Genomic DNA, 25,023 nt, shown 5'->3' on the forward strand with positions numbered 1-25,023 from the left:
TAAACCTCTCTTTCTATTTATTTCAGTTCCTATCTTTTATTTTCAAAAAATCGTAAGTTCAATTTCAAAAATCATTTTAACAAATAATAGAATCTAATAATACGTAAAAAAGCCACTGTCATTGAAATATCAATAACAATGGCTTTGATCAATCATTCACTTACGGCTTCTCACGTAATTGTAATGAATAAGCGACAATAATCGCAATTAACATGAGTAATAAAATAGGCGTAATAAAGATTGATAGTAATAAACCGTGAATCATGATGTTGATAAATTCAGTTAAGAATTTAAAGAACAATATACTACCCATAAAGAGTTGTAAATAATAAAATTTACCTCTTAGATAGTAAGTTAAAGTCGTAGCAATATAGATGATGACTATGAAGAGTAATAAAATAAGCGTTACCCATTCTACAACGTATTGTGTTTGTGATAACTCCCACTCTCCTGATAAGAACAGTGAGTTGCGGTTATTAAATTCTAAGAAAGTAAAGAATAAAATAACTACGCCACATAACAACTGAACATACATAGGTTTAATCCATTTTGGCTTTCTCATCCAATTAGGAATATCATCCTCTTGAATATCGACAATATTTTTAACTTTTTCTTTGAATTTATCCCTTTTAGCTCTAATTTTATCTAAATCTACACTTCTTCTCGTCTTGCGTGCATATTCTGTTGTCTTATCTTGTAGTTGTTTAAAATGAACTTTAGTTTGATTAGATACATTTCCTTTATTCGTTCTAGAAAGTTCTGGTTCTTCCTCACCGAGTTCTTCTTTCGTTAATGGTAATGAACGTCTTAAGAATAAGAAATTCCAAATAGACATTTGTCCTAACAACCACATAATAATGAAGAAGGCATTCACACTTAAAATATCGATGGATTCAATTTCGTTAGAATCAATACGTCCATATAAAGCTATTTGCGTAATTAAATAACTGATACCATACGTTACAATAATCCACATAAAATGATTTTTATGATTATGTTTGTTTAATTCATCTTTATAAACAATGTAACCAATATGTACGATGAACGGTATGATAAATACAATTGCGAAGAAACCATATACTTGAGTCATTAATAATAATGTAATGATGAAATACAAAATACCAACAACTAAAAAGAAAATAGAAATGTCATAGTCATATTTAATTGTTCTAAATAAAGTATGACCTAATAACATGACTAAGATACCAAATAAAATAATGATAATGGCACTTATAATTGGGAAACTACCTATAAACCTACTCATCACTTTAATAATTTCACCGAAGAATGCATTAAGAAATTCCCATACATTATGTACATGTGTATTAACTTTTTTATCACCATTAAACTGCTTAATTAATGGTAGATTTATGAGAATGATGAGACCTGTGAAAAGTGAAACGATACCGATAATATAGCTAAATATGATCTCGGTGTGTTTCTTAAGAAAAGACATACTGTTCACCTCAAACGTTATTATATATGAAGATTTTCTAATTGTCTTTAAATTAACCATAAATACGTCTAGAGACCTACAAAGGTTTATTAATAGGATAACGGGGTAAATGTAATGTGTAAACAATAATTCCTATATAAGGGGTGGAAATTATTATGGGAAAAGAAGAATTTGAAAAGAAATCAGCTGAAAAAGCAAAAGAAGCAGAAGAAAAGCTAAAAGAACAAAACGAAGAAAAATCTAATGATACAGAACAAACCAAAAAAGATGTTCAAGATACGTTAGACTAATAACAATATATCATTACGAGGCTGGGATATCATTTCATATCTCAGCCTCTTTCATGTAAACGTACAGGCTTGAGTCGGAATGCGCTTATAGTAAGTTCCTTCTATCATAGCCCTCCTTGCCCGTGGGCCTCAACATGGAGAATTTCTTTTTCAAGAATATTTTGCAAACAATGCAAGTTGGGTGTGGAAGAACGCAATTCATTTTGCTAAATGATATTTCTATACCTATACGCTTTTATTGATTCAATTCATTTTATTCTAAAAAATATTTAAACTATATTTTAAATGACAAAACTATCTTGACAATACTTTAGAAAAATCATACATTAAAGTTAAATTAAATATACGAACGCACTAGGGGTGTATGTATTTATACTGAGATGAGGTTTATCCTCAAACCCTTTGAACCTGATCTAGCTAGATACTAGCGTAGGAAAGTGTTGTTAACTATAGAATCTAATGAACTTGAAACATTTAGATATATTTTCTGACGCACAACTTTCCTAGGGAGGGTTGTGCGTTTTTTTAGGAGGAAAAGTAATGTCAAAAGGTTTAAAACTATCAGAAATACTTGTAACAGTATTGATTTCTGTAGTATTTGCTATCATTTATAACTTATGGTGGTTCTTCTACAATATCGTTCAAGTTGCAGGTATTCATCTAGAACAGCTTACATACGGCGTATGGTTTATGGCAGCTGTTGTGTGTTACCTCATTATTCCTAAACCAGGGATAGCTATATTAGCAGAGTTAGCAGCTGGCGCTGGGGAAACAATCGTTATGGGTAAATTTGATATACCAACGATTATTTACGCTTTACTTCAAGGTTTAGCGTGTGAAATCGTATTTGCAATCTTTAAATATCAGTCACGCTCAGCAGCAGTAGCAATGCTTGCCGGTTTTGTGACTGCCATCGCAACTTTCCCTGTCGATTATTTCTACGGTTATTTAAATGAAGTTGCTGGATGGAACTTATTCCTATTTATTCTGTTCCGAGCAATTAGTGGTATTGTGATTACAGGATTAATTTCTTATTGGATTGTTAAAGCACTCGATAAGACGGGAGTAACCAAACTCTTTAGACCAGCTTCTCAAAATGACTACGACAACCTATAAGGGGATTTTTTAATTGTTAAAAGTAAAAAACTTACGTTTGAAATATCCAAACGGGGATAGAAAAATATTTGATAACTTAAATATTAAAATTAATGATAAAGAAAAAGTGCTTTTACTCGGTCCATCTGGATCGGGTAAAAGCACGTTACTTAATGTACTTAGCGGCATTGTTCCTAATTTGATTGAGCTTCCTATGAAATATGATGAATTAGAAATTGACCGCCAAAGTGGTGTTATTTTTCAAGATCCTGATACACAATTCTGTATGCCAAAAGTGTATGAAGAACTGGCTTTCGTTCTTGAAAACAGACAAGTCCCTCGCAGTGAGATGGACAAGGAAATTAAACACGCGCTTGAATCAGTTGATTTAAAAGTGACCGATCAAACTTATATTAATCATTTAAGTGGTGGTATGAAGCAAAAATTAGCCATTGTAGAAACGATATTGCAAAAAGCTGAAACATTATTTCTAGACGAACCCACTGCTATGTTAGATGTCAAAGCGACTGAAGATTTATGGAAGAAATTAATTGAGTTATGGGACAATCAAACGGTATTAATTGTTGAACATAAAGTTAAACATATCTGGCAACATGTGGATCGCGTTCTTCTAATGAATTATGAAGGACAAATTATTGCAGATGATACCCCTGACCATATTCTTAATCACTATGAACATTTATTAACTGAATATGGCGTTTGGCACCCAAAAGCTTGGGATAATGCCCCTCGCCCTGTGCCACTTGCTCCTATGTCTAATAAAGCGTTATTTAAATTTGAACATGGCGCAATCATTCGTGGTAAGAAAACATTATTTTCCGTTGATGAATTTAAATTTGGCGCCGGAGAATGGTTAACTATTACCGGCAAAAATGGTGCAGGTAAAACTTCATTATTAGAATCCATGCTACAATTAATCAAATATAAAGGTCTAATGACTTACGACAATAAAGAATTGAAGAAGATTAAACACGCAGCACAACATATGTATCTTGTATATCAGAACCCAGAGTTACAATTTATTACTAATTCTGTATATGATGAGGTTCATATCCACTACAACCATTTAGATTCTGAAAATGCTAAACAAGAAACGATGCAATTACTCGAGTTACTTCATTTGGATAAGGTTCAAAACCAACATCCTTTTGAAATATCAACTGGACAAAAACGACGTCTAAGTGTTGCTACCGCCCTAAGTTCTAAAGCAGATATCGTATTATTAGATGAGCCTACATTTGGACTGGATAGTCATAATACATTTCAACTTATCAAACTTTTCCAAGAACGGGTGAAACAAGGTCAAACAATTATAATGGTGACACATGATCCAGAGATTATACATCGTTACCCAACGCGTCGATTACATGTAGAAGATGGTAAACTTATAGAGATTGAAGGTGAACGCAATGTTTGAAAGATGGAAAAAACACCACACCTTCGTAGATGATGTAAATATAATTACTAAATTAATATTAGGAGTTGCACTTTTTTTCTTTATTATATTTATTCATAATTTTGATTTTATGATTTATATCGTTATACTGATGTTTATTTTCTTACTTCTATTTAACGGCACTGAATTTAAAATTACAGGTCTCTTTATATTAGTAACCGCCCTATTCGCCCTACTTTCTTCATTATTTATGATTCTATATGGTGATGGTGAACATATGTTAGTGAAATTCGGCATCATTCAAATCAGTGAGGAAAGTATTGTAAGAGGTTTACATTTATCTCTAAGAACGATTACTGTTTCAATGTTTGGTATTCTCATTGCATTAACCTCTCAAATCGTCATGATTTTCTACAGTTTAATGCAACATTTGAAAGTAAAACCAAAAATCGCATATGCCTTTATGGCAGCAATTAGAATGGTTCCATTAATCATTAGTTCACTGATTCAATTGCGCCGTTCATTAAAAATGCGATATCAAATGATTGATGCTTCAAATTATAAAGGCATCAAACGTTTAAATCATTTAGTTATCCCATTATTAAGTCAAAATATTAGACGTGCACATCAACTTTCAGTCGCAATGGAATCTAAAGGATTCAAAGATGGACCAAGAACGTATTATTATCAGACACCTTTTTCATATAAAGATTTAGTATTTATACTCTGTCTATTAGTCATTATTGGATTATCATTCTTATTATCTAGTTATGTACCATTAACTGGTATTCATGATGTTCGTTTTGGAAAATTAGGATAAACAAACGTATCCTTCAAATAGAATATTCCTTTTGAAGTGAGATAATCTGCTTTTATCAATAAACGAAGCTCGTTGCTTCATACTCATACAAGTAGTAAATGATATAACAATAGCTCTAAGATGTTTCTTCAACGAAATGCATCTTAGAGCTATTATTTTTGAGTCAATCTTCATTCTTTATTTAATCGCTTTATCTCCAATATCACTACGATAGAAAAGATTGTCGCTTTTTATTTTTTTGGCATTGTCATAAGCAGCGGTTTGCGCATCCTTAACTGTTATACCTTCACCGATAGCTAAAATCACACGTCCACCAGAGTTGACGTAATGATCACCGTCTTTCTTTAAACCACTCACAAAATAACGTGAGTCTAAGTCGAATCCACTTACTTCATGACCTTTGTCATAGGCACCTGGATAACCTTTAGACGCTAACATTACACCTACTACCGCTTCATCTTTCCACTTAAAGTCAATAGGCTGACGTTCGTCTAAATCTACAATATGTTGCATTAAATCACTTTCCATACGCGTTAATAACACTTGTGCTTCTGGATCACCAAATCGAGCATTAAACTCTATCACTTTAGGTCCTTCTTTAGTTAAAATGGCTCCGATATAGAGTAGACCAAAAAAGTGATAACCTTCTTGTGACATCGCACGTGCGATAGGCTGAGCGATACGCGCATTCGTTTGTTGAAGTACTTCATCATTAATGTGCGGAACTGGGCAATACGCACCCATACCACCAGTGTTAGGACCTTCGTCATTGTCATACGCACGCTTGTGGTCTTGTGCAATACAATCAAATGGCACTGCATAATCTCCATTCACGAAAGTCATGAGAGAGAATTCCTCACCCTCTAAGAAGCTTTCAAACACAACTTGGCCTTGTTCTTCAGGATAAACCGCTTTAACCCCATCAATTGCTTCATCTTTAGTATGAGCAATGATTACACCCTTACCAGCTGCTAAGCCGTCTTTTTTGATGACAACGGGTAACTCACACGTTTCTACATAAGCTAGTGCATCTTTACGATTCGATACTTCTTTATAGTCTGCAGTAGGAATATCATACTTTTCCATTAACTGTTTGGCAAAGAGTTTAGAACCTTCTATTTGTGCAGCCGCTTGACCTGGACCAAAAACTTTAATTCCTTCATTTCTAAGTAAATCTGCTAAACCATCGATTAAAGGTTGTTCAGGACCGATAACAACCCAATCAATATGAGTTTGTTTAGCGAAATGAACTATAGCTTGTTGATCAGATTCTGCAATCTCGTTATGAATTTCCGCAACGTTCACCATTGCTTCATTTCCGGGAATGGCATAAACCTTATCTACAATAGCAGATTGATGAATCTTTGAAGCGAGTGCATGTTCACGACCGCCAGCTCCTATAATTAATACTTTCATCAGTTGACCCCTTTCTATAAGTGAAACTTAGTGTTTAAAGTGACGCATACCAGTCATTACCATCGTGATACCGTACTTATTAGCCATATCAATTGAATCTTGATCTTTAATAGAACCACCAGGTTGAATAATTGCTTTAATACCATGTTCAGCAGCATATTCTACCGTGTCTCCCATTGGGAAGAATCCGTCAGAAACAAGTGCTACATTATCATTAATTTCGATGGCTCTTTCAATAGCAATTTTAGCTGAACCGACGCGATTCATTTGTCCAGCACCGATACCCACCGTTTGTTTATGATTACTTAAAATAACTGCATTACTCTTCACAGAGCTTACAACTTTCCAACCTAATAGCATTGCATCCCATTGTGCTTCAGTCGGTTGTACATCAGTTGCAACAGTCATTTCTTCACGAGAAACATCTTTATTATCTTTATCTTGTACTAAATAACCACCAGATACTGAAACAAATTCTTGTTCAGCATTATCAATTGTCATATCAATTTCTAATAAACGAATATTTTTCTTTTGAGTTAAAATTTCAAGTGCTTCTTCAGTAAATTTAGGCGCGATAACCACTTCTAAAAAGATTGAATGAAGCGTCTCTGCGAGTTTAGTATCAACTGTACGATTCAACGCAATAATTCCACCAAAGATTGACTGATTATCCGCATCATATGCGTGTTTAAATGCTTCTTCAATTGTTTGACCAACACCTACACCACAAGGGTTCATATGTTTGACAGCCACTGCAGTAGGTTCATCAAATTTCTTCACTAAACTAAGCGCCGCATCCGCATCTTTAATGTTATTGAAGCTTAGTTGTTTACCATGTAATTGCTTCGCTCCAGCAATGGTATGTTTACTATCTGACGTTCTTACAAAATATGCTGATTGTTGTGGATTCTCTCCATATCTTAGTGTTTCTTTATCCCCTTTAAAGAAACTCACAATCGCTTGATCATATTGATTTGTATGTTCAAATACTTTAACCATTAAATTTTTTCTAAATGTTTCATCTAATTGATTATTCTTAATTCTATCAATGACGTCGTTGTAATCAGATGGATGTACAATCGTCGTCACATGTTTGAAGTTTTTCGCAGCTGCACGCAACATTGTTGGTCCACCGATATCAATGTTTTCTATTGCATCTTCTTCAGTAACATCAGGGTTTTCCACAGTCTTTTGAAAAGGATAGAGATTAACAACAACCATATCAATGAGATCAATATGTTGTTCTCTTAATTGATTAAGGTGTTCTTCTTTGTCACGATCAGCTAAAATGCCACCATGTACCGCTGGATGCAATGTTTTAACTCGTCCATCCATAATTTCAGGAAATTGTGTTAGCTCAGATACTGATTTAACAGTAACACCTGCTTCTTCTAAAGCTCGTTTTGTACCCCCAGTAGAATATAATTCATAATCTAATTGAGTTAATGATTTGGCGAATTCTACAATTCCACTTTTGTTAGAAACACTTAAAATAGCTTTTTTCATTGTTTAAGATACTCCTCTATTTAATGATTTTAGCGATAACTCTTGGATAAAGTTCATATTCTAAATTTTTGACTCTCTCTTCTAAATCTTCTTTTGTGTCGTCCGGTTTAATATCACATTGTTGTTGTTCAATAATTTCTCCCGTATCCATGCCACTATCAACAAAGTGTACAGTTGAACCTGTCACTTTATCTCCACTTTCATATGCTTGTCCTATTGCATCTAACCCCTTATATTTAGGCAACAGTGAAGGATGTATATTTAACATACGGCCTTCATATGCATGAAGTAAGTCTTCGCCGACCAATCTCATATATCCTGCTAAAACAATCCATTGAACCCCTTCGTTGGATAACAGTTTTAGTAAGTGTTGTTCATATGATGATTTAGATATAAAATCTTTCGGTTGATTGATGTGGACTGGAATATTTAATTTTTCAGCACGTTCAATGCACTTTACACCCGCTTTGTCCGTATATAGCGCCGTGACTTCAATACCAGGTAAATCTCCTTTTTGCACACGATTTACAATATTTTCAAAGTTACTACCAGAACCAGAAGCAAAAATCGCTATCTTAATCACGATTCTACCCCCAGTAAATGTATAGGTGTTTTCGCATCTTCAATAATTTCACCAATTTCATATGCTTGTGTATCAAGTGCACGTAAAGTTGTTAAGGCGGTTTGAACATCCTTTTTATCTACGATAATTGTGTATCCAATCCCCATATTGAAAATATGATACATTTCATCAGTACTAATCTTTGCTTGTTGTTGTAACCAATCAAAGACTTTTAATGTTGGGAAAGATTGTGTATCGATTTGTGCTGATAAGCCTTTAGGCAACGCTCTTGGTATATTTTCATAAAAACCGCCACCAGTAATATGATTCATCGCTTTAATGTTAATATGCTTTTTCAGTTCAAGTATCGGTTTCACATACAATTCCGTAGGTGTTAAGAATGTATCTAAATATGATTGACCATGAAAATCATCGTTCAAATTGATGCCTGATTGAGCGATTAATTTACGAACTAAACTATAACCATTAGAATGTACACCGTTAGATGCTAAGCCTATAACAACTTGACCTGCTTCAACTTTAGAACCATCAATGTAGTCTTCTTTCTCGACAGCCCCTACAGCAAAACCAGCAATGTCGTATTCACCTTCATGATACATTTCACCCATTTCGGCAGTTTCGCCACCGATTAATGCTGTGTTCGTTTGTTCGCAACCATCACTTACACCTTTAACAATCTGCTCAATGATTTCTGGTACCACTTTATTCGTCGCTATATAATCTAAGAAATATAATGGTTCAGCGCCTGTTGTTAAAATATCATTCACACACATTGCTACTGCATCGATGCCGATGGTGTCGTGTTTATTGTAATCAATAGCAAGTTTTAATTTCGTACCAACACCGTCTGTACCTGAAACTAGTACAGGTGCTTTCATATTGAGTTGAGACAAATCGAAAGTAGCACCAAAGCCACCTAATCCACCTAAGACTTCATTACGCATTGTGCGTTCAACATGACTTGAAATTCTTTCTACCGCTTCGTAGCCTGCATGAATATTTACACCTGATTGTTCATAAGCTTTAGACATGTAAATTTCCCTCACTATCAAAATAATGTTTATTATTTGCTATATATGCTTTTTGACGATCACTTAAATGCGCTTTGTAATTCTTTTCATAGTCATAAAGTCCAGCAGGATAATCTCCTGTAAAGCTTTCCACGCATAATCCGTTATACGGTGCATCGTAATTTAATCCTATTGAATCGATAAGTCCATCAACACTTAAATACGCTAGTGAATCAGCACCAATATAGTCTCTAATCTCTTCAGGTGACTTACTCGCTGAAATCAATTCAGCAGTTGTGGAAACATCAATGCCATAAAAACTTGGGAACATAAACTCTGGTGAAGCAATTCTTACATGCACTTGGTTGGCACCTGAATCTTTCAACATCTTCACGATTCGTTTTGATGTTGTGCCCCTCACAATAGAATCATCAACCAGAATGATATCCTTTCCATCAACGATATCTTTAACTGCTGACAGTTTGACACGTACGCCTTGTTCACGTAATTCTTGAGTCGGTTGGATAAACGTACGGGCTACATATTGATTCTTCACAAGTCCCATTTCATATGGCAGACCGATTTGTTCAGCGTAACCACTGGCAGCTGATAATGAAGAGTTTGGAACGCCAATAACCATGTCCGCTTCTGCAGGACTTTCTTCTGCAAGTCGCTTACCTGATGCTTTTCTTACAGCATGCACGTTTTTACCTGCGATGGTTGAGTCAGGTCTTGCAAAATAAATATATTCCATTGCAGAAATAGCAGTATTCGTATGACGCGTATATGATTTCACTTCGATACCTTCATCGTTAATAATGACGTATTCGCCAGCATGTATATCTTGGACATACTCCGCACCTAATACATCAATGGCGCACGTTTCACTTGCCAAAATGTATGCACCATTTTCAGTTTTACCGACTACAAGTGGACGAATCGCATTAGGATCAACCGCACCATATAATGCATCTTTTGTTAGTATTGCAAAGGTGAAACCACCTTTAATTTGACGTAAGCTTTCTTTTAGTGCCTCTTCGAATGAAGGCGCCTTACTACGTCGAATTAAGTGCATAATCACTTCTGTATCTGAAGACGAATGGAAAATGGCGCCATGCTTTTCCAAGTTTTGTCGTAAAGATTGTGCATTGATTAAATTACCGTTATGGCAAATCCCTACGCTCATGTCATAGAAGTGATATAAGAAAGGTTGAATATTTTCAATCCCTTTATTTCCTGAAGTGGCATAACGGACATGTCCAATCGCATGAGGATGACCTTTTAATTGTTCTAATTGCGTATCTTTAATCGCTTCTGTGAGTAATCCTAATCCTCTTTCTCCTTTAAGATGTTCATCATCAGAAACCACGATACCTGCACCTTCTTGACCACGATGCTGTAAACTATGAAGTCCCATATACGTTAATTGTGCTGCTTCAGGATGATTCCAAATACCAAATACGCCACATTCCTCATTTAGTCCTGAGTAGTTAAACATTGAGCAATTGCTCCTTCCCATGTTTGTTTAATGTCTGAGACCTTTTCCGAAATAGAAATTTCTGAATTAGATACTTTGAATAATCCATCTTGAGTAAATCGTCCAATTTCTCTAGCATGGTCGATATCTAGGGTTTGCCCTTCTTTAACCGATACAATATAGCGTCCTTGCGTTTCACTAAATAATTGTGCATTAGTGACATCAAGTTGAACCTCAAGTCCCATGTTATAATAAGCGCTAATTTTAGCTAATGTAAGGAGTAATCCGCCTTTACCTACTGTTTGAACATGTGACGCTATACCATGACGAATGGCATTCTTAATTTGTTCACCCTTTTCAACTTCATCACTTAAATCAATCGCTTCAAATTCATGATTTACTGAACCGTATAATAATTTCTCAATTTGGCTTCCACCGAAATCATCACGTGTATCACCAACTAAATAAAGTGTCTCCCCAGCTTTAGGATGGAAATCATTTAAATAGTTAATATCTTCAATCAGTCCTACCATACCTACAACTGGTGTTGGGAAAATAGATGTACCACGCGTTTCGTTATATAAAGAAACGTTACCTGACACTACAGGTGTCTTTAGAACTTCACATGCTTCAGACATGCCTTTCGTCGAATCAATTAATTGTTGATAAATTTCTTTCTTTTCAGGTGAACCGTAATTCAAGCAATCTGTCATCGCAAGTGGTGTAGCACCTACAGCTATTAAGTTACGATAGGCTTCAGCAACGACCATCTTTCCACCTTCATAAGGTTGATTAAATACGTAACGTGCTTCTCCATCGATCGTTGAAGCAATCGCTTTATTTGTACCTTCAACACGTACGACTGAAGATTGTAATCCTGGTTTAACAATAGTATTTGCGCCTACTTGCTGATCATACTGCTCATATAAATAATGTTTCGATGCAATGGTTGGATGTTTTAATAATTTTGAAAAGACATCTTGCACATCAACATGGCTGTAATCATTTTTAGAAGTGTTATATTCCTTTTCTTCTCCTTCAAGAATATATACAGGTGCTTCATCAGATAGAGGTTGTACAGGAATATCAGCAAATACTTCGTCTTCATATGTTAAAACGAATCTGTCAGTATCCGTCACTTCACCAATAACTGCACTATCAAGTTCATGTTTATCAAATAAGTCTAGGAACTTTTGTTCAGTGCCTTTTTCAACAACGAGTAGCATTCGTTCTTGTGTTTCAGAAAGCATCATTTCATAAGGTGAAATACCAGGTTCTCTAGTTGGAACTTGATCGAGTCTTAAATGAAGACCACTTCCACCTTTTGCAGCCATTTCTGATGAAGAAGAGGTTAAACCAGCAGCACCCATATCTTGAATACCAACAAGCTCGTCATAAGTAATTGCTTCGAGTGTAGCTTCCATGAGTTTCTTACCTACAAATGGATCACCAATTTGTACTGAAGGACGTTTACTTTCACTTTCTTCTGTTAGTTCTTCAGAGGCAAATGTTGCACCATGAATGCCATCACGTCCTGTTTTCAAACCGACGTAAATCACTGAATTACCGACACCTTTTGCAGTCCCTTTTTGAACCATGTCGTGATCAATGACACCCACACACATCGCATTGACAAGAGGATTACCATCATAACGATCGTCGAATTCAATTTCTCCTGCTGTTGTAGGAATACCAATACAGTTGCCATAACCGCCAATCCCACTCACTACACCTTTAAGTAAACGTTGATTTTGTTTGACTGATAATTCACCAAATCGCAAACTATTAAGTAAGTTAATTGGACGTGCACCTATTGAGACGATATCTCTTATGATGCCGCCTACACCAGTTGCTGCACCTTGATAAGGTTCAATTGCTGATGGATGGTTATGTGATTCCACTTTGAATACAACGGCTTGATTATCTCCAATGTCCACGACACCAGCACCTTCACCTGGACCCATCAACACATGTTCACCTGTTGTTGGGAATTGCTTTAAGAAAGGTTTAGAATGCTTGTATGAACAATGTTCACTCCACATGACTGAGAATATGCCTACTTCTGTAAAGTTGGGTTCTCTGCCAAGAATTTCTACTACTTTATCGTATTCTTTATCACTGAGCCCCATATCTTGATAAAGTTTTTCAAGTTTAATTTCTTCAATACTTGGTTCGATAAATTTAGACATGTTGTTCCCTCCAACTTTTGACCATTGATTCAAACAATTTCACACCACTATCTGTGCCTAACAATGTTTCAAGCGCACGTTCAGGATGTGGCATCATCCCACATACATTTCCTTCTTTATTGACGATTCCAGCAATATCTTCGTATGAGCCATTTGGATTATCCGTATATTTAAGTATAATTTGGTTGTTTCGTTCAAGTTCAGTAAACATGTCATCGGTACAGTAATAATGACCTTCGCCATGGGCAACTGGATAAACAACCTCTTGATTTGCTTCATACAAATGTGTGAATGGTGTTTGGTTATTAGTAATCGTTAATGTTTCGTTTCTACTTATGAAGAGGTGTGAATCATTATGTAGTAATGCACCTGGAAGTAAACCAATTTCTGTTAAAATTTGGAATCCATTACACACGCCAAGGACTGGCTTACCTTCTTGTGCTAAACGTTTCACTTCATTAATAATAGGAGCAACACTTGCCATTGCACCTGATCTTAAATAATCACCGAATGAAAAGCCTCCAGGAATCAGTACTCCGTCAAACCCCTCTAGACTTGTTTCGCGATAATCGACATATGCTGCATCTACACCAGATTTAATCGCTGCATTATACATATCTCTATCGCAGTTTGAACCTGGAAATACAAGAACTGCAAATTTCATCTTATGCATTCTCCTTTTCATCAATCACTTTATAGCTATATTCTTCAATGACTGTGTTCGCAAATAACTTTTCACTTAATGTTGTAATAATGTTATCCACGGCTTCATCTGTAGCTTCATCAACTGTCATGTATAAAACTTTACCTACTCGAATATCATTCACTTGCGTATAACCTAAATCGTGAACGGCTCTGTTTAAAGCTTGTCCTTGTGTATCTAGCACCTGGGGTTGTAAAGTGATGTGTAATTCGATTGTTTTCATGATTTAAGATCCTCCAATTTATCTAAAAATGTTTGGTATGTGTCAATGAGTGAGCCAGTGTCATTTCTGTAAACGTCTTTATCGAAATTAGTATCTGAATGCTTATCCCATATACGACATGTGTCAGGTGAAATTTCATCTGCTAATAGAATAGTGCCATCGTGTGTTTTACCGAATTCGACTTTGAAATCGACAAGTCTTAATGACATTTCGTCCATGAGCTGTACTAACACTTGATTAATTTCTTTTGCCATTTGTTTTAATTGGACGATTTCTTCATCGTTTGCAATGTGGAGCAATTTCACGTGATCGTCTGTAATAAGCGGGTCGTTAAGGTCGTCATTCTTATAGAAAAATTCGACTAATGGTTCTTCAAATTTGTGTCCTTTTTCAAAGCCTAATCGTTTGGTAATAGAACCAGTGGCGATATTTCTCACTACTACTTCCAATGGGATAATGTCTACTTGTTCGACTAATTGTTCTGTTTCAGAGAGTTGCTTAATGAAATGGTTATTGATGTCGTGGTGAGTTAAATAATCAAATATAATGGATGTGATTTGATTATTTAACTTTCCTTTGCCAGGCATTGTGTCTTTTTTGACCCCGTTGCCTGCGGTTACTTCATCTTTGTATTCTACTCGCAGTTGATGTTCTGTATCTGTTGTGTATACTCGTTTTGCTTTTCCTTCATATAATAATGACACTTATTTGTCTCTCCCTTCGAACTTCATTAACATATATTGTTCCGTTTGATTCACATCATCAGTTAGTAACGTCATGTGTCCCATTTTTCTGTCGGGCTTTCTTTGTGATTTACCATAAATATGAACATGCCATTCCGGATGATTTCCGAATTCATTTTCAAGTAAATCTAAATCACGACCGAGTAAATTCATCATTACAGCAGGTTTAAGCACTTCTATCTGCTGAGGCAATTTCTGACCAGTGACGGCTAATATGTGTGTATCAAATTGCGAGAAATCACATGCTTCTATAGAGTAATGTCCTGAGTTATGTGGACGTGGCGCAATTTCATTTACATAAAGGTTATTATTCTTATCTATGAAAAATTCAACTGTAAAAGTACCTACAAAATGGATGACGTTCGTAATCTTATCTATCTCTTTACGTGCCTCTTTTTCTTTATCTGTTCTAGCAGGCACGATTGTTTTAAATAAAATTTGATTTCTATGTTCGTTTTCTTGTAATGGGAAATACGTGGTTTGTTGCTCGTTACCAATTGTGACAGTAAGAGACACTTCTTTATCGATATCAAGATATTGTTCAGCTACGCATTCTTGATTTTCAATTAATGACACTGCTTCTTGAATATCTGATTCCTGTTTAACTAATATTTGGCCCTTGCCATCATAGCCACCGAAACGAGTTTTAACGATGAATGGATAACCTAATGTTTCAATCGCTTGTGTTAAATCTTGTGAATTTTTAATTTGTAGAAAAGGAACAATTTGCGCTCCTGCTTCTAGTAATGTTTGCTTTTCCGTTAATCGATCCTGAAGTAATTGGATCGCTTGGAAACCTTGAGGTACGTTATAATGTTCTGTCAGTTGTTTAAGCTGCTTTGAGGAAATATTTTCAAATTCATAAGTAATGACGTCAGTTTTCTCACCTAGTTCATTTAAAGCTTGTTCATCATCATATTCAGCGTGGATAAATTGATGTGCAACGTATCGACACGGACTATCTTCGTTAGGATCTAACACAATCACTTTGTAGCCCATTTTCTGCGCAGATTGTGCCATCATCTTCCCTAATTGACCTCCGCCAATAATTCCGATTGTTGAACCGAATTTTAATTTATTGAAGCTCATTTTGCATTGCCTCCACTTTATTAACTAGAGATTTTTCATAATTTTCCAAATTCTTTTGAACTGTTGAATTGTTTATTCCTAGCATTCTTGCTGCTAGAATTCCAGCATTTTTCGCTCCGGATTTACCTATAGCTGTTGTGGCTACTGGAATACCTCCAGGCATTTGTACGATTGAAAGCAATGAATCTAAACCTTTTAAACTTTTCGACTCAATGGGAACACCTATTACAGGTAAAGTTGTCATCGATGCTACCATTCCAGGTAAATGTGCTGCGCCCCCTGCACCTGCGATAATAATGTCATAACCATTTTGACGTGCTTCGCTAGCGAATTCGAACATTAACTGAGGCGTACGATGTGCAGAAACGACCTTTTTATCGTACGGTATTTCAAATTCTTCTAACATTTTGCAACTTTCTTTCATAATTTCCCAGTCTGAAGAACTGCCCATAATGACTGCTACTCTCACTTTGCACACCCTTTCAAAAGTTTGTATTGTGATAAGAAATAGTTGTATATTACAGATATAGCATAACAATCATGTCATACTTTTTCAATCAAAAATCGAACTTTAATATTAAATTTAAATTTAATTTACGTCTTTTGACTATTAATTAGATTAATATTAGTGTTAAAGTTAAGATATTAATTAAAATAAGGAGGCGTTTTAAGTGGTTGCTAAAATTTTAGATGGTAAGCAAATCGCAAAAGAATATAGACAAGGTCTACAACAACAAGTCGAAGAATTAAATAAGCAAGGTTATACTCCGAAATTGTCAGTCATACTAGTCGGAAATGATGGTGCAAGTCAAAGTTATGTCAAAGCGAAGAAAAAAGCTGCTGAAAAAATAGGAATGATTTCTGAAATTGTCCATTTAGATGAAACAACTTCCGAAGAAAACGTATTAAAAGAATTAGAAAGACTTAACAATGATGATTCAGTTAGCGGAATACTTGTCCAAGTTCCCCTACCTAAACAAGTAAGCGAACAAAAAGTTTTAGAATCTATTAATCCTGATAAAGATGTAGATGGCTTTCACCCTTCTAACATAGGTAAGCTTTATATCGATGAGCAAACTTTCGTTCCATGTACACCATTAGGTATTATGGAAATTCTAAAACATGCAGATATTGATTTAGAAGGTAAACATGCGGTAGTGATTGGCCGAAGTCATATTGTAGGACAACCAGTTTCCAAATTATTATTACAAGCTAATGCAACTGTTACTGTGTTACATTCTCGTACAAAAGATATGAGTAAACATTTAAAAGATGCTGACGTTATTGTGAGCGCTGTAGGTAAACCCGGATTAGTTAGTAAAGATGTGGTTAAAGAGGGGGCCGTTATCATAGACGTCGGAAATACGCCAGATGAAAACGGTAAATTAAAAGGCGATGTTGACTATGAAGAAGTAAAAGAAATCGCTGGCGCTATTACGCCTGTACCTGGAGGCGTAGGACCATTAACAATTACGATGGTACTTAATAACACATTACTTGCAGAAAAAATGCGTCGCGGCATTAAGTAGAATGCCTCTCAATATTGAATTGTTACTGACGCAATAGTTTAATTCTTAATAAATATATATATGACTAATACAAAATAAGCTCTAAGACCATTTCTTCAAAGTAATACTCACCATATAGTTGGATTCTTGGTCCGACTTTTCGAGGTGCAAATTACAATTAGAAATCATCTTAGAGCTTTTATTTTAAAATTTATATTCTATTCTATACAGTTTTATACATTAACACTTAGTTTAGGAATAAATGTTTCATAATGAATCTTGCTAGCATCTACATTTAATTCTTTCAATGCTTCAATAATTGATTTTAAGAAATGTGTTCCTCCACAAATATAAATTTCAGTTTCTTCATTTATATATGCTTTTAATTTTTCTTTATCTAAATAGCCTTGTTCATTTTTATCATAAAGTTGATAATCAGCATTTTCACTTTTATCAGCTATTTCAGTAATTAAAGATTCAAAAGGTATATCATTCACATCATTAATAACTTGTATAAATTTAGCTTTTGAACCATTTTCAACAACTTCATTAAACATAGGAACTAATGGAGTAATTCCAATTCCTGAGCCTAAGAATAACTGTTCATTAGATAAGTTACTCACTTTGAATGGACCAACTGGAGCAGAAAGGTTAATTGAATCTCCTTCTGATAACTCATCGTGTAATATAGTAGAAACTTCACCTTCATGATCAGTAGTTACATCACGTTTAACTGCGAATGTTAAATGTTGTTTATCTCCTTCAACGATAGAATAGTGACGTTTAGCACGATATGGCATTTTCTCACTACTTACATCGACCGTAATATATTGACCTGGTACAAATTGGCTTAAATCATATTCATCAGATACTACAGTGAATGATTTGATATCAGAAGAAATTTGATTAATTTTTTCAATTTTAAATGGTTGGAAACCATCCCAAGCCATTTGGCTATAGATATCTTTTTCTACTGATATAAATACATCAGCTATTTCCTGATATGCTTTTTTCCAAGTTTTTATAATATCATGACTATCGTCTAGCCCAACAACTTCTTTAATGGCTGCAATAAGATTTTCTCCAACAATATCATAACCTGCTGGCGGAACTTGAAGTGCACAATGTTTATACGCAACTTCTTTTACAACTGGCATGATGTTTTCTAAATGATCTATATTTACAGCCGCTGCTAAAACACTTTGCGCTAGTGCTGTAGATTGAAGACCTTTTTGTTGATTGGTTTGGTTGAACATATTTTTCAACTCAGGGTGTTGCTTAAACATTCTTTTATAAAAATGTGAAGTAATTTCCACACCTTTATCTTGAAGTACAGGCACTGTTTCTTTAACGATACTTTTTTCTTTTTCTGTTAACATTATTTCCACTCCCACATTAAGGTCTTTTTAAAGGCCTATTAATTTGACGCAATTACAGTTTATTCCTATTTATTTAAAAATTAAACAAAATGCTAAATATTTCACAAAACTTTCAATTTACATAAACTTAAACGAAATTTACCAAAAATATATTTAATTTAGATTAATACTAGGTTATATTAAGACCATAGTATGATGTATAAATATCTAATATAAAGTATATTAGACTTAAATCATAAATGACTATCAGACGGAGGTTACGTTATGAACAAATTAATTCAGTCATTATCGGCACTTGGCGTTTCAGCTACCCTAGTGACACCTAATTTAAATGCCCAAGCTACTTCAAATACCGAACCTCAATTACGAGGCGTTAACGACATTGTTATTGAAAAAGGTGAAGACTACAATTTATTAAATGGTGTAAGTGCTTATGATAAAGAAGATGGAGACTTAACACATAAAATTAAAGTCGACGGTCTAGTAGATACATCAAAAGTAGGTAAATATGAAGTTAAATATAAAGTGACTGATTCTGACGGAGCCGAACAAACTTCCACAAGATATATTGAAGTAAAATAAATATTTTTTTACAAAGTTGAGAAATTTTCTCAACTTTTTTTGTTTATAAACCCTCTCAAACCCTCTAATTGATAACGTTTCTCAATTTTATATTGCATTACATGTAATTTTGTTAAATTTGTCGATTTTCACAAAATGTACACATAATTTTAACAAATCTTACAATCCCCGTCATACCTTATATCAATGCATATTCTTTACATATAACAATATTTTTTTTAATACAGGTACTTGTAAATATTGTGTAATAAACTAAAATTAATGGTAAGCCCTACATTTGTAGTATTAGGAGGTCAAAAAAAGTGTCAAAATTTAAGTCTTTGCTTCTATTATTTGGCACACTAATTTTACTTAGTGGCTGCTCAAATATAGAAGTTTTTAATGCAAAAGGGCCAGTAGCAAGTAGTCAGAAGTTCTTGATCATCTACTCAATCATCTTCATGCTTGTTATTGTTGTCGTTGTGCTTGCCATGTTTGCATTCTTTATTTATAAGTATAGCTATAATAAAAATGCAGAATCAGGCAAGATGCACCACAATTCTTTAATTGAAACAATTTGGTTTGTGGTACCTATCTTAATCGTTATTGCATTAGCTGTCCCAACAGTTAAAACATTATACGATTACGAGAAACCACCTCAAAAAGACAAGGACCCACTTGTGGTTTACGCAGTAAGCGCTGGTTACAAATGGTTCTTTGCCTACCCAGATCAACACATCGAAACTGTTAATACATTAACAATTCCTAAAGATCGTCCAGTCGTATTCAAGCTTCAAGCGATGGATACTATGACAAGTTTCTGGATTCCACAATTAGGTGGTCAGAAATATGCTATGACTGGTATGACAATGAATTGGACTTTAACAGCCGATCAATTAGGTACCTTCAGAGGTCGTAACTCTAACTTCAATGGTGACGGATTTGCACGTCAAACATTTAAAGTTCACTCTGTAAGCCAAAGTGATTTCGATAAATGGGTTAAAGAAGCTAAAGGTAAGAAAACATTAAGTCAAGATACTTTTGACAAACAAATCTTACCAAGTACACCTAACAAAGAATTAACATTTAATGGTACTCATATGGCGTTTGTTGACCCAGCGGCTGATCCTGAATATATCTTTTACGCATATAAACGATATAACTTCGTTCAGAAAGATCCTAACTTCACATCAGAAGAAGATCTTTATAAAGATGTTAAGGACAAACCAATTAAACCTGCTCGTAAGGTTAAAGTTACAAACGCAAACTATGAACGTCATGGTATGAAACCAATAATTCTCGGCAACAATGAAAAATATGACAATGAGTTCAAAAAAGAAGAGGACCATAACTCTAAAGAAATGGAAAAAATTTCTAAAGGAGCAAAAGACGAAAATGCGTCTAAACTTCAAAAAAAAGAACATGATGATCATGGAGGTGGACATTAATGAATTTTCCATGGGATGAATTACTCGTTAAAGGTAACTGGATGATTATCATGGCACAAATTGGTGCCCCGTTCTTAGTTATCGGACTTATCGCAGTAATTACGTATTTTAAATTATGGAAATATCTATATAGAGAATGGTTCACATCCGTAGACCATAAAAAAATCGGTGTAATGTATTTAATCTGTGCCGTATTAATGTTCGTTCGTGGTGGTATTGACGCGTTATTAATTCGTACTCAATTAACTATTCCAGATAATAAGTTCTTGGAAGCAAACCACTATGATGAAATTTTCAGTACGCACGGTGTAATCATGATTATCTTCATGGCGATGCCTTTCATCTTTGGTTTATGGAATATCGTAGTTCCATTACAAATTGGTGCACGTGATGTTGCCTTCCCTGTAATGAACAACGTTAGTTTCTGGCTATTCTTCGCTGGTATGATTTTATTCAACCTTTCATTTATCGTAGGTGGATCTCCAGCTGCAGGTTGGACTAACTACGCACCACTTGCTGGTGAATTTAGTCCTGGACCAGGTGTCAACTATTATTTAGTTGCAATACAGATTTCCGGTTTAGGTACATTGATGACCGGTATTAACTTCTTTGTAACAATACTTAGATGTAAAACTCCTACAATGAAGTTTATGCAAATGCCAATGTTTACTGTAACAACATTTATTACTACATTAATTGTTATTTTAGCTTTCCCTGTTTTAACAGTAGCGTTAGCTTTAATGACAACAGATAGAATATTTGGTACACACTTCTTTACAGTAGCAGATGGCGGTATGCCAATGTTATGGGCAAACTTCTTCTGGGTTTGGGGGCACCCTGAGGTATATATCGTTATCTTGCCTGCATTTGGTATTTACTCTGAAATTATTCCAACTTTCGCACGTAAACGCCTATTCGGTCACCAAAGCATGGTTTGGGCGACTGCAGGTATTGCGTTCTTAAGTTTCTTAGTTTGGGTTCACCATTTCTTCACAATGGGTAATGGTGCGTTAATCAACTCATTCTTCTCAATTTCAACAATGTTAATCGGTGTTCCTACCGGTGTTAAACTATTCAACTGGTTATTAACACTATATAAAGGTAGAATCACATTTGAGTCACCTATGCTATTCTCATTAGCATTCATCCCTAACTTCCTATTAGGTGGGGTTACTGGTGTTTTGTTAGCGATTTTTTCTGCGGACTATCAATATCACAACACTTATTTCTTAGTAGCCCACTTCCACTATACATTGGTTACTGGTGTAGTATTTGCCTGCTTAGCTGGTTTAATCTTCTGGTATCCAAAAATGATGGGTTACAAATTAAACGAAACGTTAAACAAATGGTGCTTCTGGTTATTCATGATTGGATTCAACGTTTGTTTCTTACCACAATTCATCCTAGGATTAGATGGTATGCCACGTCGTTTATACACTTACATGCCTTCTGATGGTTGGTGGTTATTAAACTTCATCTCAACTATCGGTGCATTACTTATGGGAATCGGCTTCCTATTCTTAGTAGCAAGTATCGTTTACAGTCACATCAAAGCACCACGTGAAGCTACTGGTGATAACTGGGATGGACTTGGTCGTACTTTAGAGTGGACAACAGCATCAGCTATTCCACCTAAATACAACTTTGCAATCACTCCAGACTGGAATGACTACGATACATTTGTTGATATGAAAGAACATGGTCGTCATTACTTAGACAACCATAATTACAAAGATATTCATATGCCAAACGATACTCCAGTAGGTTTCTGGATGGGTATCTTCTTTACAATCGGCGGTTTCTTCTTAATCTTTGAAACTTTAGTTCCTGCAATTATTTGCTTAGCAGGTATTTTCATTACTATGATTTGGAGAAGTTTCCAAATTGATCATGGTTACCATATCCCTGCTTCTGAAGTTGCTGAAACTGAAAAACGCTTAAGAGAAGCTCGTATTAAAGAAAGGGAGGCTGTAAGTCATGAGTCATGATACAAAAACAATCGATTCACGTAGTCATGAAGGCGAATTAAATAAACTTGGCTTCTGGATATTCCTTACAGCTGAATTCGCGTTATTCGGTACCCTATTCGCAACGTTATTAACTTTGCAACACGGTGGCGATTACGCACACAAAATGACTACTGAGTTATTTGAATTGCCTCTTGTACTAATAATGACATTTTCATTATTATTAAGTTCTTACACTTGTGGTATTGCAATTTACTACATGCGTAAAGAGAAACAAAACTTAATGATGATTTGGATGATCATCACTGTACTATTAGGGCTTGTATTCGTAGGTTTTGAAATTTACGAATTCGCACACTATGCACAAGAAGGAGTTAACCCAACTATCGGTTCCTTCTGGTCTAGTTTCTTCATCCTATTAGGTACGCACGGATGTCACGTATCTGTAGGTATTGTTTGGATCATTTGCTTATTAATCCAAATCGGCACACGCGGTTTAGATTCTTACAATGCTCCTAAGTTATTTATAGTAAGTTTATACTGGCACTTCTTAGATGTTGTTTGGATCTTCATCTTCACTGCCGTATATATGATAGGGATGGTGTATAGCGGATGAATACAATCGTAAAACATACAGTCGGATTTATTGCTTCTATCGTTTTAACGCTTTTAGCAGTTTTCGTAACACTATACACATCAATGACATTCCATGCTAAGGTAACAATTATCTTCGGTTTCGCATTTATCCAAGCTGCAGTTCAATTATTAATGTTCATGCACTTAACTGAAGGTAGAGACGGACGTCTTCAATCATTCAAAGTTATCTTCGCAATTATCATTACTCTAGCTATTGTTATCGGAACATACTGGGTAATGCAAGGTGGTCACTCTCACCACTTATAAAAATGAGTCAGATTATCAAGCTCATGGCTTTGTTAATCACAAGCAAGCTAGCATTTTATATGTTAGCTTGCTTTTTTTATTGTCGAAATTACATTACTATAGTGTTACGCTTAATGGGAATTTATTTTCAAGAAGGAGAAGAGAAATGATGGTTACACCAATTATTATTGATACAGATCCAGGTATAGATGATGCGGCAGCGATAAGTCTTGCCCTATGTCATCCCGAATTTGATTTGAAGATGATTACTACAGTTAATGGAAATGTTGGAATTGAAAAGACAACCGCCAATGCTTTGAAATTGAAACGATTCTTTAATAGCGATGTCCCTGTCCACAGAGGTGCTTCGAGACCATTATTAAATGAAATTGTCGATGCGATTCCTGTTCATGGTGAATCAGGTATGGATGGCTACGAATTTCCACCTATTTCTGAAAAGGACTTAGCATCTACTCATGCTGTGGAGGCTATGAAAACGACATTATTAAATTCCGAAGAACCTGTTACCATCATAGCCATAGGTCCATTAACGAATATAGCCATACTCCTTTCAACTTATCGAGAAGTAACAAAACATATTAAAGAAATTGTTCTTATGGGAGGAAGTACCGGTCGAGGTAATGTCACACCCCTAGCTGAGTTCAATATTTATTGTGATCCTGAAGCCGCTCAAGTTGTATTCAATTCTGGATTACCTTTAACAATGATTGGTCTTGATTTAGCTAGAGAAGCTATGTTTACACATGACTTTGTGAAAAAATTCAAAAATACAAATGAAACTGGATTAATGCTTCATGATATATTTCAACATTATAGAAGCGAAGATTTTGAATATGGTGTTAAAATTTATGATGTATTCACTATCCTCTATTTACTATGTCCACAAGCATTTAGTGTGATTGAAGCAGATGTACAAATTGAGTTAGATGGTCGTTATACTAAAGGAGCAACTGTAGTAGATTTCAAATCGCAATATCCGAATTGTACAGTCGTATTATCTCCTGTAGAAAACATGTATGAAGAGGTTTTCTTAGAAGCACTCAATTATTGTAAATAAAATGATTAACAAATAGCCATTAATCTCGAAAAAAAGCACACCCAAAAAATGAAATTTTGGATGCACTTTATAATAGATTAATGGCTTATTATTTCAGATTGTAGACTAACCCTTTTAAAGAAAAAGCCAAGTTGTAGATACTTCGTATTACTTGGCTCCCTTGCCGCGGGCATGGCTTGAGCC

At 35.0% G+C, this 25,023-nt stretch carries 24 protein-coding genes and 1 riboswitch; of the genes, 11 read left to right on the top strand and 13 right to left on the bottom strand.

Annotation, left to right across the window (positions count from 1 at the left end):
* Positions 1-160: 160 nt before the first annotated feature.
* Positions 161-1,456, bottom strand: coding sequence for a lipoteichoic acid stability factor AuxA (gene auxA, locus HMPREF3264_RS08265; protein ID WP_070831868.1), 1,296 nt, complete (start codon positions 1,454-1,456; stop codon positions 161-163).
* A 155-nt stretch (positions 1,457-1,611) separates the two neighbouring features.
* On the opposite strand from auxA, the gene graF reads away from it, so the two are divergent.
* The 4 genes from graF to HMPREF3264_RS08280 all read left to right on the top strand — a co-directional run bounded on the left by graF (position 1,612) and on the right by HMPREF3264_RS08280 (position 5,078).
* Complete coding sequence (graF, locus tag HMPREF3264_RS12835) at positions 1,612-1,746, top strand: glycopeptide resistance-associated protein GraF (protein ID WP_095323392.1); 135 nt, start codon at positions 1,612-1,614, stop codon at positions 1,744-1,746.
* 346 nt (positions 1,747-2,092) lie between these two features.
* Positions 2,093-2,199, top strand: a riboswitch (TPP riboswitch).
* A gap of 87 nt (positions 2,200-2,286) precedes the next feature.
* Positions 2,287-2,862, top strand: a complete 576-nt coding sequence (locus HMPREF3264_RS08270) for an ECF transporter S component (RefSeq protein WP_002442127.1) — start codon at positions 2,287-2,289, stop codon at positions 2,860-2,862.
* A gap of 13 nt (positions 2,863-2,875) precedes the next feature.
* The gene (locus HMPREF3264_RS08275) at positions 2,876-4,279 is read left to right on the top strand and encodes an ABC transporter ATP-binding protein (RefSeq protein ID WP_002442125.1); all 1,404 of its coding nucleotides are present in this window, start codon (positions 2,876-2,878) and stop codon (positions 4,277-4,279) included.
* Positions 4,272-5,078: an energy-coupling factor transporter transmembrane component T family protein gene (locus tag HMPREF3264_RS08280; RefSeq protein WP_070872929.1), complete on the top strand. Its 807-nt coding sequence runs from the start codon at positions 4,272-4,274 to the stop codon at positions 5,076-5,078. The genes HMPREF3264_RS08275 and HMPREF3264_RS08280 overlap by 8 nt, the downstream gene beginning before the upstream one ends.
* 177 nt (positions 5,079-5,255) lie before the next feature.
* Here HMPREF3264_RS08280 and purD read toward each other — a convergent pair whose 3' ends face one another.
* From purD to purE, 11 genes are read right to left on the bottom strand one after another with little or no spacing between them, the layout of a single operon-like run.
* Entirely contained in the window at positions 5,256-6,494 is a 1,239-nt protein-coding gene (purD, locus tag HMPREF3264_RS08285; RefSeq protein ID WP_002442122.1) for a phosphoribosylamine--glycine ligase, read from the bottom strand.
* A gap of 27 nt (positions 6,495-6,521) precedes the next feature.
* Positions 6,522-8,000, bottom strand: a complete 1,479-nt coding sequence (gene purH, locus HMPREF3264_RS08290) for a bifunctional phosphoribosylaminoimidazolecarboxamide formyltransferase/IMP cyclohydrolase (protein ID WP_070872931.1) — start codon at positions 7,998-8,000, stop codon at positions 6,522-6,524.
* 16 nt (positions 8,001-8,016) lie between these two features.
* Complete coding sequence (gene purN / locus HMPREF3264_RS08295) at positions 8,017-8,583, bottom strand: phosphoribosylglycinamide formyltransferase (protein ID WP_070872933.1); 567 nt, start codon at positions 8,581-8,583, stop codon at positions 8,017-8,019.
* Entirely contained in the window at positions 8,580-9,614 is a 1,035-nt protein-coding gene (purM, locus tag HMPREF3264_RS08300) for a phosphoribosylformylglycinamidine cyclo-ligase (protein ID WP_070872935.1), read from the bottom strand. The genes purN and purM overlap by 4 nt, the downstream gene beginning before the upstream one ends.
* Positions 9,607-11,091 (bottom strand): amidophosphoribosyltransferase, encoded by a 1,485-nt coding sequence (gene purF / locus HMPREF3264_RS08305; RefSeq protein ID WP_070872937.1) that lies wholly within the window; start codon positions 11,089-11,091, stop codon positions 9,607-9,609. Before purF ends, purM begins: the two co-directional genes overlap by 8 nt.
* On the bottom strand, positions 11,070-13,259 hold the full coding sequence (gene purL / locus HMPREF3264_RS08310; RefSeq protein WP_070872940.1) for a phosphoribosylformylglycinamidine synthase subunit PurL: 2,190 nt from the start codon (positions 13,257-13,259) through the stop codon (positions 11,070-11,072). The genes purF and purL overlap by 22 nt, the downstream gene beginning before the upstream one ends.
* Positions 13,252-13,923, bottom strand: a complete 672-nt coding sequence (gene purQ / locus HMPREF3264_RS08315; RefSeq protein ID WP_037541307.1) for a phosphoribosylformylglycinamidine synthase subunit PurQ — start codon at positions 13,921-13,923, stop codon at positions 13,252-13,254. Before purQ ends, purL begins: the two co-directional genes overlap by 8 nt.
* Before the next feature lies 1 nt (position 13,924).
* Positions 13,925-14,185: a phosphoribosylformylglycinamidine synthase subunit PurS gene (gene purS, locus HMPREF3264_RS08320; RefSeq protein ID WP_002442107.1), complete on the bottom strand. Its 261-nt coding sequence runs from the start codon at positions 14,183-14,185 to the stop codon at positions 13,925-13,927.
* Positions 14,182-14,889 (bottom strand): phosphoribosylaminoimidazolesuccinocarboxamide synthase, encoded by a 708-nt coding sequence (gene purC / locus HMPREF3264_RS08325; protein WP_070872942.1) that lies wholly within the window; start codon positions 14,887-14,889, stop codon positions 14,182-14,184. The genes purS and purC overlap by 4 nt, the downstream gene beginning before the upstream one ends.
* Entirely contained in the window at positions 14,890-16,017 is a 1,128-nt protein-coding gene (purK, locus tag HMPREF3264_RS08330; protein ID WP_070872944.1) for a 5-(carboxyamino)imidazole ribonucleotide synthase, read from the bottom strand.
* A complete protein-coding gene (gene purE / locus HMPREF3264_RS08335) occupies positions 16,004-16,486 on the bottom strand; it encodes a 5-(carboxyamino)imidazole ribonucleotide mutase (RefSeq protein ID WP_037541305.1) in 483 nt (160 codons plus the stop codon). Before purE ends, purK begins: the two co-directional genes overlap by 14 nt.
* A 202-nt stretch (positions 16,487-16,688) precedes the next feature.
* On the opposite strand from purE, the gene folD reads away from it, so the two are divergent.
* On the top strand, positions 16,689-17,546 hold the full coding sequence (folD, locus tag HMPREF3264_RS08340) for a bifunctional methylenetetrahydrofolate dehydrogenase/methenyltetrahydrofolate cyclohydrolase FolD (protein WP_002442099.1): 858 nt from the start codon (positions 16,689-16,691) through the stop codon (positions 17,544-17,546).
* A 212-nt stretch (positions 17,547-17,758) separates the two neighbouring features.
* Here folD and HMPREF3264_RS08345 read toward each other — a convergent pair whose 3' ends face one another.
* Positions 17,759-18,904 (bottom strand): globin domain-containing protein, encoded by a 1,146-nt coding sequence (locus HMPREF3264_RS08345; RefSeq protein ID WP_070872947.1) that lies wholly within the window; start codon positions 18,902-18,904, stop codon positions 17,759-17,761.
* A 264-nt stretch (positions 18,905-19,168) separates the two neighbouring features.
* On the opposite strand from HMPREF3264_RS08345, the gene HMPREF3264_RS08350 reads away from it, so the two are divergent.
* The 6 genes from HMPREF3264_RS08350 to rihC all read left to right on the top strand — a co-directional run bounded on the left by HMPREF3264_RS08350 (position 19,169) and on the right by rihC (position 24,840).
* Positions 19,169-19,486 (top strand): DUF5011 domain-containing protein, encoded by a 318-nt coding sequence (locus HMPREF3264_RS08350; RefSeq protein ID WP_002442094.1) that lies wholly within the window; start codon positions 19,169-19,171, stop codon positions 19,484-19,486.
* Between the two features lie 302 nt (positions 19,487-19,788).
* A complete protein-coding gene (gene qoxA, locus HMPREF3264_RS08355) occupies positions 19,789-20,913 on the top strand; it encodes a cytochrome aa3 quinol oxidase subunit II (protein WP_002442093.1) in 1,125 nt (374 codons plus the stop codon).
* On the top strand, positions 20,913-22,901 hold the full coding sequence (gene qoxB / locus HMPREF3264_RS08360) for a cytochrome aa3 quinol oxidase subunit I (RefSeq protein WP_070872949.1): 1,989 nt from the start codon (positions 20,913-20,915) through the stop codon (positions 22,899-22,901). The genes qoxA and qoxB overlap by 1 nt, the downstream gene beginning before the upstream one ends.
* On the top strand, positions 22,891-23,496 hold the full coding sequence (gene qoxC, locus HMPREF3264_RS08365; RefSeq protein WP_002442089.1) for a cytochrome aa3 quinol oxidase subunit III: 606 nt from the start codon (positions 22,891-22,893) through the stop codon (positions 23,494-23,496). The genes qoxB and qoxC overlap by 11 nt, the downstream gene beginning before the upstream one ends.
* Complete coding sequence (gene qoxD / locus HMPREF3264_RS08370; protein WP_002442087.1) at positions 23,493-23,783, top strand: cytochrome aa3 quinol oxidase subunit IV; 291 nt, start codon at positions 23,493-23,495, stop codon at positions 23,781-23,783. The genes qoxC and qoxD overlap by 4 nt, the downstream gene beginning before the upstream one ends.
* A 148-nt stretch (positions 23,784-23,931) precedes the next feature.
* The gene (gene rihC / locus HMPREF3264_RS08375) at positions 23,932-24,840 is read left to right on the top strand and encodes a ribonucleoside hydrolase RihC (RefSeq protein ID WP_070873274.1); all 909 of its coding nucleotides are present in this window, start codon (positions 23,932-23,934) and stop codon (positions 24,838-24,840) included.
* Positions 24,841-25,023 lie beyond the last annotated feature (183 nt).

The sequence above is a fragment of the Staphylococcus sp. HMSC62A08 genome (assembly GCF_001839105.1).
Taxonomy (GTDB): domain Bacteria; phylum Bacillota; class Bacilli; order Staphylococcales; family Staphylococcaceae; genus Staphylococcus; species Staphylococcus caprae.